The sequence below is a fragment of the Microcoleus sp. EPA2 genome (genome assembly GCA_020882975.1).
Lineage (GTDB): Bacteria > Cyanobacteriota > Cyanobacteriia > Cyanobacteriales > Microcoleaceae > Microcoleus.
Window position 1 is genome coordinate 194,492 of record JAHRFD010000008.1, and the last position, 10,397, is coordinate 204,888.

Annotated in this window: 10 protein-coding genes; 6 read left to right on the forward strand and 4 right to left on the reverse strand. The window is 42.3% G+C overall.

What is annotated here, in order from left to right; genetic code table 11:
- Positions 1 to 384: 384 nt before the first annotated feature.
- Positions 385 to 495: a zinc ribbon domain-containing protein gene (locus AAFP14_RS26675; protein WP_472851040.1), complete on the reverse strand. Its 111-nt coding sequence runs from the start codon at positions 493 to 495 to the stop codon at positions 385 to 387.
- A gap of 1,144 nt (positions 496 to 1,639) precedes the next feature.
- Here AAFP14_RS26675 and AAFP14_RS10525 point away from each other — a divergent pair.
- Positions 1,640 to 1,840 carry a hypothetical protein gene (locus tag AAFP14_RS10525; RefSeq protein WP_341732204.1) on the forward strand — a complete coding sequence of 67 codons (201 nt, stop codon included), beginning with the start codon at positions 1,640 to 1,642 and terminating at the stop codon, positions 1,838 to 1,840.
- A gap of 169 nt (positions 1,841 to 2,009) precedes the next feature.
- On the forward strand, positions 2,010 to 2,522 hold the full coding sequence (locus AAFP14_RS10530; RefSeq protein WP_341732205.1) for a phosphoribosyltransferase: 513 nt from the start codon (positions 2,010 to 2,012) through the stop codon (positions 2,520 to 2,522).
- Positions 2,523 to 2,649: 127 nt separating this feature from the next.
- On the opposite strand, the gene dxr is transcribed toward AAFP14_RS10530, so the two are convergent.
- Positions 2,650 to 3,840 (reverse strand): 1-deoxy-D-xylulose-5-phosphate reductoisomerase, encoded by a 1,191-nt coding sequence (dxr, locus tag AAFP14_RS10535; RefSeq protein WP_341732206.1) that lies wholly within the window; start codon positions 3,838 to 3,840, stop codon positions 2,650 to 2,652.
- Between the two features lie 183 nt (positions 3,841 to 4,023).
- On the opposite strand from dxr, the gene AAFP14_RS10540 reads away from it, so the two are divergent.
- From AAFP14_RS10540 to AAFP14_RS10555, 4 genes are all read left to right on the forward strand, one after another.
- On the forward strand, positions 4,024 to 5,622 hold the full coding sequence (locus tag AAFP14_RS10540; RefSeq protein ID WP_341732207.1) for a DUF2079 domain-containing protein: 1,599 nt from the start codon (positions 4,024 to 4,026) through the stop codon (positions 5,620 to 5,622).
- 9 nt (positions 5,623 to 5,631) lie between these two features.
- Positions 5,632 to 7,074 (forward strand): DUF2079 domain-containing protein, encoded by a 1,443-nt coding sequence (locus AAFP14_RS10545; protein ID WP_341732208.1) that lies wholly within the window; start codon positions 5,632 to 5,634, stop codon positions 7,072 to 7,074.
- A 213-nt stretch (positions 7,075 to 7,287) separates the two neighbouring features.
- On the forward strand, positions 7,288 to 7,662 hold the full coding sequence (locus tag AAFP14_RS10550) for a ferredoxin-thioredoxin reductase catalytic domain-containing protein (RefSeq protein ID WP_340523405.1): 375 nt from the start codon (positions 7,288 to 7,290) through the stop codon (positions 7,660 to 7,662).
- A gap of 223 nt (positions 7,663 to 7,885) precedes the next feature.
- On the forward strand, positions 7,886 to 8,281 hold the full coding sequence (locus AAFP14_RS10555; RefSeq protein ID WP_340523404.1) for a DUF309 domain-containing protein: 396 nt from the start codon (positions 7,886 to 7,888) through the stop codon (positions 8,279 to 8,281).
- A gap of 141 nt (positions 8,282 to 8,422) precedes the next feature.
- Here AAFP14_RS10555 and AAFP14_RS10560 read toward each other — a convergent pair whose 3' ends face one another.
- Both AAFP14_RS10560 and speB read right to left on the reverse strand, forming a co-directional pair.
- Complete coding sequence (locus AAFP14_RS10560; protein ID WP_341732209.1) at positions 8,423 to 8,959, reverse strand: thioredoxin family protein; 537 nt, start codon at positions 8,957 to 8,959, stop codon at positions 8,423 to 8,425.
- Between the two features lie 201 nt (positions 8,960 to 9,160).
- Positions 9,161 to 10,090 carry an agmatinase gene (speB, locus tag AAFP14_RS10565; protein ID WP_341732210.1) on the reverse strand — a complete coding sequence of 310 codons (930 nt, stop codon included), beginning with the start codon at positions 10,088 to 10,090 and terminating at the stop codon, positions 9,161 to 9,163.
- Positions 10,091 to 10,397 lie beyond the last annotated feature (307 nt).

The window sequence follows — 10,397 nt, forward strand, 5'->3', positions numbered from 1 at the left end:
TTTCTACAATACACTTTTCCCTCCAAAGGGATTCAATAAATTAAACCGGGCATCGGTTGAGACTCTAATTTACCCATCTGCTATAGGCTGTCATCTGAAGTACCCCAACTAAGCTTCGTTATAGTTGGGGCTTCCAACTAACACAAAGATAATACAATATGCTGCAAATACACATCAACCATTTTTCATCCGATCGCGAACTCAATAGGGAGAAATCGCACCGGAGTGGTATTTAGTGTCGATCGCAACTGGTTCGATCGCCCAGAATCGGGTTTTGACCAAGTTGGGTTCTGTTAGTATACTGCTCTACAAATACTAGACAAGTCTAGACATTTGCTTCTTGCTTCATCGGGAGCATGGGAGCGGCTATCCCTCAGCAAGCTTTCACGGTTTAGCCAACCGCGATAAATTAATTGCTGCATTCAAATCCCTGTCCATCGCATGACCGCAACTTTCACAGTTGTAAGTCTCATTAACCAGACTTTTGAGTTCCAGTTATAGTTCCCCAAAAATTCAAATTTTTGAGACCATCTAAGATTGGCTCTGCACCATGACCATCCAGCAACCAGGTTACAAACCACCACATTCATTCCCACACCCAGAGTGACTCCTCGCCCATCCGCGGTTAATTCTGCCATAGCCAATCCCCAATCGATTAACTGGGGCTTATAGTAGCAACTGTTTCGGAATGAGAAAATCAGCCATATTGCTGTTGACATCCAGACAATAGTAAGCTGCGATACAATTTGCAATAATCCCGCACCACCAGAGCCAAATGCTGCCCGGTCCACCACCAGATTGAACTCATAACCTGAAAGCACCCTTGTATTCAATTACACCATGTCTTCCTAGCTCTTGCCTCAAAAATCAATTAGGATTCTTCCTCTAATTTAGATGATTCTACTGGGGATTTTTTGATATTTATTTGCAAAAGGGAGAGGGGCAGAACAACAGGCCAAAAAAGAGGGCCGAACACTAAAGCGACCCAAGATATCCAGTCTGTTTTAGACGTAGCCGTATCGTTCCAAAAACGTTGAAACCAAACTAAAAAAACCATTGAAGCAATCAAGAAATAAGCAATAACTATCATGTTTCCCCGCCTCTGTTTTTCTGAACTCACAGTGTTTGTGATTATTATATATCAGATTGATTTCCGATTTCGGATTTCGGATGCTCCCTATTGATTAATCTCAGGGGCTTGAGTCAGTAGTCAGCAGTCCCAAAATTTCAGATTGGGGATGGGAGATTGTCGATTGTGCCCCGTCAGTCAGTGGCGGCGTTAGATTGAATCCGAGGCTTGGTTCTGCCTTAAATCCCCAATCTCGGCCTCAAATCGGCCTAGTCACCAGTCAGACTTCACCCCTTGGCCGTCATCAGTAGCAAGACATTAGGAATTATGAACTTAAGTGTTAAAATATTTTAAGATATAATAACGATTAGATCCTAGTCCAAAGCTACAAATTGAGACGGAGTTAGTACGGGACTCCTGGGAGCGATTCGATACAAGCTCCAGAGTGAATCACCGATGACACAAATCACTAATTCCCAGCCAGTAGATCACATTTACTCGTGTATGGGAATCACATCAATATTAAATAAATAAGTCAATACTATCAAAAGTGAGTTCAATAAAAATCCAATGATGACCAAAACACTTTTACCTCAATTTACGATTGCAGAGCTAGTCTTTCAGGTATATCACTCTGGTTTATTAACTCGGACTCACCGACAACAGATCAGGACAGCACTACTAAACGACAGTCTCACCGAAGAAGATCAAACAGCCATCAACCGTTTGCTGCACGCTGTACGTCGCGGGTGGCTGAAAGTAGTAGATTAAAATCAGCCCCCATCTGATAGGAGATTTTGAATTTGAGATTGGGAATTTGGGATTTGGCCAGTCCTCAGTATAGGAAGCAATCAATTAGCGGGCTTTGCTCCCTGGATACTTTCATGCCATTGTCATCAAAATATTGAATAATATCTGTAACATTTCAATCATATTAGGCATGAGCGACCTTTACATTTCTTGGTCAGATTACCATCGAAAAATTGAGGATTTGGCTGTAAAAATTGATGAATCTCAGTGGAACTTCGATCGCATTGTGTGTCTAGCCCGTGGTGGGCTGCGGGCTGGCGATATTTTGTCGCGGATTTTCCACAAACCCCTGGCAATTTTAGCGGCCTCATCCTATAGTGGAGCCGAGGGGAAAGTCCGAAGTTCGATTAAATTTGCCCGCGATTTGACCATGGTGGGCGATGATATAGGTAAAAAAATTCTGCTGGTTGATGATATGGTCGATTCGGGGGTGAGTTTGCAGCAAAGTATCCTCTGGCTCAAGAGTCGCTACAGCCCAGATATTCAGGAAATTCGGACGGCGGTGCTTTGGTACAAAGCTGGTTCCGCTGCGAAACCAGATTATTATGTAGATTATTTGGCTGATAATCCTTGGATTCATCAACCCTTTGAAATGTATGAAAATATGAGTACGGCTGATTTGCGGGCGAAAGTTAGCAAATAGAACACTAAACATATAGTGGTTTTCAGTCGAATTCACTTTTTTTAAGAACAGGCAAGATGCCTGTTCCACCATTATATTTACTTTTTGTGGCACGGACTGGAGAGCCCGTGCAAATTTAGTAACACAATTACCGCACCGAAAGAATGCGCGCACCCAATTCCATACTTTCCGCCAAAACTTCCTGCCGCGCCCACTTATCCGCAGCCAAAATATCATCTAAACCAGGACTTGCGCAGTTATCTTGTTGATGTTTATCGCAGGTCTTTTCAATCAATTTCGGAATATCCAAAAACTGAATTTTTTCCTCCAAAAATAGTGAGACCGCCTGTTCATTCGCCGCATTCAATACCGCAGGCATGGAACCCCCAGCCCGTCCAGCCGCATAGGCTAACTGCATACAAGGATACTTTTCATGGTCTGGTTCTCGAAAAGTTAAATCCCCAGCTTTTACCAAATCAAATGGTTTCCAATCAGTATAAATTCGCTCCGGCCAAGACAAGGCATAAAGCAGTGGCAACCGCATATCTGGCCATCCTAATTGCGCTAAAACCGACGTATCTTGCAGTTCTATTAAGGAGTGAATTATGCTCTGGGGATGAATGACAATATCAATATCGTCATAATCCATTCCAAACAAATAGTGAGCTTCAATTACTTCTAATCCTTTATTCATCAAAGTCGCAGAATCAATGGTGATTTTCTGTCCCATGGACCAATTCGGATGTTTCAAAGCATCCGCCACTTTCACTTCCGCTAACTTTTCAATGGGCAAATCTCGAAAAGAACCTCCCGAAGCAGTCAGAATAATGCGCCGCAAGCCGCCTGGAAGTACCCCTTGGAGACACTGAAAAATTGCGGAATGTTCTGAGTCGGCTGGTAATATTTTAACTCCGTGTTTTTCGATGAGGGGGTTGACAACGGGACCGCCTGCGATTAATGTTTCTTTATTGGCTAAGGCGATATCTTTACCTGCTTGGATAGCGGCAATTGTTGGCAACAAACCAGCACAGCCCACTATGCCGGTGACGACGGCTTGAGCGTCGCCATATTTGGCAACTTCGACAATGCCTGTCTCCCCAGCCAGTAAAATAGGTTGAGGGTCGATATCTGCGATCGCCTCTTGTAATTCCTGTAATTTATCTTCGTCCCCAATCGCGACAATGGATGGCCGAAATTGTCTGATTTGTTGCGCCAGCAAGGTCACATTTCGTCCCGCGGTTAAGCCGACAATCCGAAATTGTTCGGGGTATTGAGCTACAATATCTAGAGTTTGAGTGCCGATGGAGCCTGTAGAGCCGAGAAGAGTTATAGCTTTCACAATTTTTTAAGGTTTTGTGGATTATTCTAATATTACGATTGCGGGGATGAAATTTGGCGATCGACTAATAGACCTCTCCCATAATTGTTGTGGAACAGGCTGTCGGGCCTGTTCAAACCTTAGTTTTAGGGAGATGTCTCATGAATTCGAGGATTTGTCAGGAGTCAGGTAGTGGCAGATTTTATGCGGAATGAGTCTAATTTTGATGATTCCAGTGAGGACAGTGGCGTCTCCATCACCGAAAATATAGAAGAAAGTCGATCGCGGCTACCGTGGAGTTTGCTAATTGCGATCGCCACTACAGCGACAATTTTATTTTTGTGTAGCAGTTTGCGACACGCCTTGTTTCAATCCACTGCTTTCGATTTAGGCATTTTTGACCAAGCGATTTACTTAATCAGCCAAAACCAAACGCCTTTTTCCTCTTTGATGCAGATGCACATTTTAGGCGACCACGCAGCGGTAATATATTATCCCCTAGCTTGGTTGTACAAAATTTACCCCGATGTCCACTGGTTGTTTTTAGTACAAGCAGTAGCTTTATCCCTGGGGGCTTGGCCTAGCTGGAGTTTAGCACGCTTGGCAAGTTTGAATCCAGAACAATCCCGCGCGATCGCATTTATCTACTTACTATATCCCGTAGTATTTAATATCAACTTATTTGATTTTCACCCAGAAGTAATCGCCTTACCCGCACTTTTAGCAGCAATTTTGGCAGCCCGTTTAAACAAAATTCTGTGGTTTAGTGCCGCTATTTTATTAATCTTAAGTTGCAAAGCAGTTTTGTCCCTAACTGTCGCGGCCATGGGTTTATGGCTATTGTTATGCGAAAAAAAACAACGATGCGGCGCGATCGCACTTGTGCTCGGTGTAGCCTGGTTTGTGATTGCTTCCCAAAAAATCATTCCCTTCTTTAGCGGCAGTGAAGTCGCCGGAGTAGGGCGCTACAGTTATCTAGGAAAATCGGTACTAGAAATTATTATAAACCTCATATTAAAGCCACAATTAATTTTAGGTAAACTCTTTTCATTTGATACTTTTAAATATATATTCCTACTCAGCTTACCACTATTTTGGGGACTGTTGCCATTCTCCAGCAAAATAGGAATGCGATATTTGCTTCCACTGCTTCCCGCCCTCCCAACTCTCGCCATCAATATCCTCTCAGACTTGCCATTTCAACGCAGTTTAGCCTATCAATATTCAGTGCCTATAATTCCATTTTTATTATTAGCGGTTATCTCGAAGTCAACGCCCGTCAACTCCGCACAGTCAACCCCCCCCTACTCACATCAAGGGGGGAAAGTAGGAGATGAAAATGTTGAATTAGGCCTACAAATGAATTCTGTTTTCCCATGGAAAATTTCCCAATTCCCTCAATTTTGGCGGGGAATGCAATTACCAAAAGCCATGATAATTTGGTCATTAATCATCTTCCTATTTCTCGGCGAGTACAAAGATTTTTTTCTGTATCTAAATAGACTAGATACTTGGCAAGCAACACGGGAAGCGATCGCCCAAATTCAACCCCAAAGCAGTATCTTAACAGACAATAGACTAGCCCCTCACTTTGCCCACCGCCCCATAGTCAAATTGCTTTCCCAAATTTCACCCCAAACAGATTTAGCTGAATTTAAATACATATTATTAAACCAACGACATCCATGGCCAGATACCGAAAAAATTGGTAATAACTTAGCCACTCAACTGCAAAATACTCCCCAATTTCAATTAACCTATCAAAAAAACCAAGTTCTGCTATTCAAACGCATCGCTGATTAAACCCATAAAATGCTAACCTTAAAATCCCTAAAACCCCATCCAGTATTTTTAATGATTGTCGCCACAACGATAATCTTATTTGCTTGCAGTAGCGTGCGACACGCTTTGTTTCATTCCACTGCCTACGACTTAGCCATTTTTGACCAAGCCATTTATTTAATCTCTCAAAATCAAACGCCATTTTCTTCTTTAATGGCAGTTAACATTTTAGGCGATCACGCGGCATTTATTTTTTATCCCCTCGCTTTACTTTACAAAATATATCCAGACGTTCATTGGCTGTTATTCGTACAAGCAATTTCCTTAGCTTTGGGTGCTTGGCCTAGTTGGAGTTTAGCACGTCAAGCAGGCTTAGATGAAAAAAAATCAATGGCAGTGGCAGCAGTTTATCTGCTTTATCCCGCAGTCTTTAATGTCAATCTTTTTGACTTTCATCCAGAAGTCATTGCTTTCCCGGCACTTTTAGCCGCAATCTTGGCAGCGCGGCTGAACAAAATAATATGGTTTTGTGCAGCCATTCTCTTGGTTTTGAGTTGCAAAGCCGTGTTATCTTTAACTGTGGCAGCCATGGGTGTGTGGCTGTTATTTTTTGACAAACACCGGAATTGCGGACTAATCGCTTTATTTCTAGGTGTGGGTTGGTTTTTGATAGCAACTCAGGCAATTGTACCTTATTTTAATCAAGGCAGAGAACACGCTGGAATCGGCAGATATCAATATTTAGGTAACTCGGTCTTAGAAATAGCTGCTAATTTGATATTGAAGCCCCATTTAATTCTAACACGTTTGTTTTCTGGGGAGACTTTTGGGTATTTAGCCTTATTGCTTTTTCCGGTAATTTGGTGGATTTCTCCACGGCATCTGACACCTTTGATTAGTGCAGTGCCGATGTTAGCCATGAACATTCTTTCGGATATTCCGGCTCAACGAGATTTAATTCATCAATATTCTATTCCCATATTTCCATTTTTATTGGTGGCAGTGATTGCAAATTTGTCTGACTCAAATCAGCCAGAATTCAAAATACCTAAAATATTCGATCGCCTGAGAATTTCTAGTCTATCCTGGGAGCGGAATATCGTAATTTGGTCATTAATAAGTTTTTTGTGCTTGGCGAAATACGGCTATTTTTGGAGTATTTATTTAGAAGCTATCGACACTCTGCCGGCTACGAAAGAGGCAATTTCTCTGGTTCAAACTAAAGGCAATGTTTTAACGACATCAAATATTGCTCCGCACTTAAGTCACCGTCCTGTGGTAAAATTAACTTTGGCTCACACGCCGCCTGCAAATCTGACAGAATTTGACTATGTGTTGCTGAATTGGCGCTATCCAGGCTGGATGAGCGATCGAGATTTTGTGCAAAACTTAGTAACTCAACTCACCAACAATCCCCAATTTCAACTGAAATATCAACGGGATGACATTTATTTATTTACTAAACAGCCCTAAAGGCGATCGCCCACAATTTCAAATGCTTTACCACCAGGCAGCAGTGCGTAAACATAGCTAGCCCTCGGTACCCTTAACTCTGACACCAATTCCCCTAAGTCTGCGTTACCCAGTCAAGTAAATTTTAAATTACATAAATATCAAGTGTTTAAAATCACCTTCTGCGGTACAATCATGAAAAGCTCGTGACATCCTCAACTCCGATCCTAAACTATGAATACAACAGAGAACACAACAGAAAAATCCAAACTCTCCAACGAAAAAACCTTGGAGGCTATGAAGAATTTCTCCGAAACTTACGCCAAGCGCACTGGGACTTACTTTTGTTCCGAGCTTTCTGTCACAGCAGTCGTAATTGAAGGACTAGCAAAAAACAAAGACGAACTAGGTGCTCCCCTATGCCCTTGTCGCCACTACGAAGACAAAGAGGCCGAGGTAAAAGCAGCCTACTGGAATTGTCCCTGCATTCCCATGCGCGAGCGCAAAGAATGTCATTGTATGTTGTTTTTGACACCAGACAATGATTTTGCTGGAACGAGTCAGGAAATTGGAATGGATCAGCTTCAAGCAGTCAGAGAGACTATGTAATCAGTGAAGTAGGCGGGCGTTAACTAGCCGCAGTTTTGAAAACAAGTTTTTCTGTATAGATATTTTTAAGACTTAGCTATCAAAACTTTTAATCAAATCCGCCTACTACAATAGGTTGCTCCCAAAAAAAACGTCACTGGCGGGAGGACATCGCACAATAATTATTCAAGATTTCTCATGAATTTCTCGAATCAACAATTTCAAATCTTAAATTTAAAACCCAATGGAACAGGAAATGCCGACGGAGTTTTGGCAAGGCATAGAAGAGTTTAATAGTAAACAATTTTACGCTTGTCACGATACTTTAGAGGCCTTGTGGATGGAAGCAGGCGAGCCGGAAAAAAGATTTTATCAAGGACTTTTACAAATTTCTGTAGGACTTTATCACTTAGGAAATCAAAACTGGCGCGGCGCTGTAATTTTGTTGGGAGAAGGGATAAATCGGCTCAGTTATTATCAGCCTAGTTATGCCGGAATTGCTGTGGCAGATTTGCTCCAACAAAGCACTCAACTATTGAATGCTTTGCAACAAGCAGGTTCGGAAAAAGTGGCGGATTTTTTGCCATTATTAAGTGGTGTGGAAGTTGCTAATTTGCAATTGCCACGCATTAGTTATTAGTTATTAGTTATTGGTTATTAGTTATTAGTTATTAGTTATTAGTTATTAGTTATTAGTTATTGCTTATTGGAGGTAGAGTCTGGAAGACTCAAAACAAACAAAATAAATAATTAATAACCAATAACAACTAACAATTAACAACTACGATCGCCATTTGACAGAACAGCCGATCGCCTCTGTACTCGAAGGCTCTACCGATTCACCCTTCAGCAATTGGGCGATCGCACTTCGTAGATAAGACACCTGTACCCCTGCGGCATCATCAGCATTGTCATCAATCAAACCTTTGTAACGTAATCTGCCATCTCGATCTAGCAAAAATACCTCCGGTGTTTTAGAAGCCCCAAAACTTTCAGCGACATCTTGAGCCACATCTCGGATGTAAGGAAAATTGAGTTGATTGTTAGCTGCAAATACTTTCATATTTTCAAAACTGTCATCGGGGTATTGATTAGCATCGTTAGCATTAATCCCGATCAAAGTAAAAGCCTCGTCTTGAAAATCTGCTTGCAGTTCTTTGAGGCGATCGAGATACAGCTTCACGTAAGGGCAGTGATTGCACATAAATACTACCCCGATCGCCTGAAATTTTTCTAAATATCGAGCTAAATGGTGAACTTCTTCATCAACTCCCGGCAGTTCAAAATCTGGAGCGTAGCCATTAATCGGAGTACCCATTGTTTCCCTTAGTAATTTTTTTTCACAGTCCACAGTCAACAGTCAAGAATCATATAAAGTGCAACCTGAATCCATCTTAACCCTATTTTTCAATCCATATCAATCACAACCATCGGGTATTTTGTCAAAAACCCGGTGGTTGTGTCAAGGACTAAATAGCTTGCTGGTGGGACAAATCTTTTTACCCTTTTTGCTTGTGTTCTAACCTTCGTCTTGCTTTAGCCAACCTTGAGCCACAGCTTGATAGCCAATCATTTTGTATGCTAATTTAGCGGCAGTAAATTCTGACACTACAGAATCTACAACAGGTGCTAATTCCATAATGTCACAGCCGATGACTTCGTAGGACTCGAAGACACGGCGCAAAAATCCAGTCAGCGAATACCAATTTAACCCGCCCGGTTCTGGAGTGCCAACCCCAGGAATTAAAGTCGGATCGATGCCATCTAAGTCTATAGTCAAAAATACCCGCTTAGTGGTGATACTGGCAATTGCCCGATCGGCCCAATCTGGTTGAGTAGCAATTTCCCTAGCTCTAATCACATTAAGCTGTTTTGTTTTAATCAAATCAGCTTCTTCCTTACAGATAGCACGAATGCCGATTTGCAGTGTGGGTAAACCCATATCAACCACCCGCCGCATCACACAGGCGTGGTTATGAATCGAACCTTCATACTCGTGTCGCAAGTCGCCGTGGGCATCAACTTGTATGACTGTGAAAGGTTCGTCTGGGTATGCTTGGCGATAACCTTCGACAACACCGGCGGTGATGCTGTGTTCGCCTCCGAGGGAGATCACAAATTTATTTTCTGTAACTAACTTATATACTGCTTCTTGGGTGACTCGCAGCATTTCTAAAGATGAAACTGGTTGGCTGTTGCGGGTATCTGCGATCGGATCTTTGGTATAAATTCCGACATCGTAGCAAACTTCAGAATCGAGTTCTTCGTCGTAGCATTCGAGTTGATGAGAGGCTTCTAGAAGTTTCGCGGGCCCGTTTTCGCAGCCCCGGCGGTAGGTGGTGGTAGCTTCGTAGGGAATTGGTAAGATAACTACTTTGGCGGTGTTGTAGTCGGGTACAATTTCCGATCCTAGAAATGGTACGACAGCAGTGGAAATGATCGTTGGCATAGGGGAAATTTCAATAAGGCAAAAAATTCAGCATCTTTAATGGTGGCACAATATTGGCTCGTGCTGCACAGGAAGAGGGAAGAAGTCACCCCCCCCCAAGGGCGGAAGGAGGAAGGAAGAAGGTTAACGCACAGTACCAATTTTTCTAACAATTATTGACATACGCTAACAAATAGTGTGCTTTAGCGGATGGCATACATACCACTCAGAAAAGCAGTCGAATTCCTGGGCTTGCACCCAAATACGTTAAGGAAGTACGCAGATGAAGGGCAGATTAAATCAATCAAAAATGGAGCAGGGCAACGAC

Excerpts from the sequence above, each read along its gene's own strand:
- AAFP14_RS10530 (WP_341732205.1), top strand. The coding sequence starts at position 2,010 with ATGAGCGACCTTTACATTTCTTGGTCAGATTACCATCGAAAAATTGAG.
- AAFP14_RS10540 (WP_341732207.1), top strand. The coding sequence starts at position 4,024 with ATGCGGAATGAGTCTAATTTTGATGATTCCAGTGAGGACAGTGGCGTC.
- AAFP14_RS10555 (WP_340523404.1), top strand. The coding sequence starts at position 7,886 with ATGGAACAGGAAATGCCGACGGAGTTTTGGCAAGGCATAGAAGAGTTT.
- AAFP14_RS10560 (WP_341732209.1), bottom strand. The coding sequence starts at position 8,959 with ATGGGTACTCCGATTAATGGCTACGCTCCAGATTTTGAACTGCCGGGA.
- AAFP14_RS10545 (WP_341732208.1), top strand. The coding sequence starts at position 5,632 with ATGCTAACCTTAAAATCCCTAAAACCCCATCCAGTATTTTTAATGATT.
- AAFP14_RS10525 (WP_341732204.1), top strand. The coding sequence starts at position 1,640 with ATGATGACCAAAACACTTTTACCTCAATTTACGATTGCAGAGCTAGTC.
- AAFP14_RS10550 (WP_340523405.1), top strand. The coding sequence starts at position 7,288 with ATGAATACAACAGAGAACACAACAGAAAAATCCAAACTCTCCAACGAA.
- speB (WP_341732210.1), bottom strand. The coding sequence starts at position 10,090 with ATGCCAACGATCATTTCCACTGCTGTCGTACCATTTCTAGGATCGGAA.